Here is a 1,292-nt window from a genome sequence, read left to right as displayed (position 1 = left end):
ACCAGCCTGCCACTGTCCGAGTAGCGGCCCGGCCCCAGGAGTGCTCTAGATGCTTGTCAGCTTCCCCTTCCTGCGCAGCGCCGATCTTCAAGAGACAGATACGATCGACGATGGCACCTTCAATCTGGGCGAGAAAAGCGGCAAAGGGGCCTTTCCCGTCAGCCACCAGTTCGGCTGGCATGGTGGCGTGCACCTGGTAGCCCCAGGCGCACCGAGCGATCCAGAGCCCGTTCGCGCCATCGCCGATGGTGAGGTCGTGTTTGCCCGTCACAGCGACCCGATGCCGCTCAACAGCGCCAGCGCCGAGGTCCAGGTTGCCCACCCACTGCTGTACTACACCGGCTGGACCAGCAATGGCGTCATGCTCATCAAGCACCAAACCGAGATCGGCGAAGGGGTGAGCGTGACCTTCTATTCCATCTACCAGCACCTGCACACCGTGGCCAACAAACCGGGCACCGAAACGCCGCTGAAAAAAGGCGACAAGGTTTATCGCAAAGACTCGATCGGCAAGGCCGGGGCCGTCTACGGAAAACCCAATCGTATCCACTTCGAGATTGTCGCCGACCAGCGCAACGTGGAAGCGCTCATGGGCCGCAGTGCCGGTCCACTGACCGCCCCGCAAGGCCGGCGCACCAGCGTATGGGGCGATATGCATATCGTTTTGCCCGCCAACACAGTGCTTTACACCCAGGACCCTCGTACCGAGAGCAAGGCTTATGTGGTGCGCACCAGTCACCCGGGCTCGGGGGGCATCAACGACAGCCTCAATTCGGTCGCGCAACGCTTCCACACCACCCCCGAGCGCATCCGCCGGCTCAACGGCGCACCCGCCCAAGCAGCCAACTGGTGGTCAACGGTGGCGGCGGCAACCACGGTCGCCCAGCGCACCATCCGCGTACCGGCCCAGTATGGCGCCGCAGCGAACGCACCGCCCGCGGACCTGTCCCTGGAAGATTGGCGTCACTGGCACGCCACCCGCAGTGGTCGGACACCGGCTGATCTCATCATCAGCCTGAGCGAAGTGCGAGGAACCATCCTCCTCACTACCCGCGACCGCGAGGGTGCCGTGATCGGCCGCTGTACGGAACCCGAGGGTGGCTACAACCTGTATAAAACCGCGGTCAAACACTACCCCGGCTGCCCCAGCGCCGGTTATGAAATGCTGCGCTTCGGACGCATCCTCGGCCCTGATGCGCCCGCCGCGACGGACATGCAAGGCGGGCGTCTGCCCCATGTGCGCAAGATCGTCACCCCGGGCGGCGTGCAAGCGTTCGTCGACCTCAACCCGG

Annotated in this window: 1 protein-coding gene; it reads left to right on the top strand. The window is 64.3% G+C overall.

The annotated features are described in order from the left end of the window. Positions 1-49 precede the first annotated feature (49 nt). Positions 50-1,292, top strand: a 1,243-nt coding sequence (locus AC19YX_RS35225) for a hypothetical protein (RefSeq protein ID WP_500608027.1), incomplete at its 3' end; no start/stop codon positions are given.

The organism is Pseudomonas sp. MF09150, from assembly GCF_059862355.1.
The sequence above is the reverse complement of the archived record's forward strand: the minus strand, read 5'-3'. Positions and strand labels throughout refer to the sequence as shown.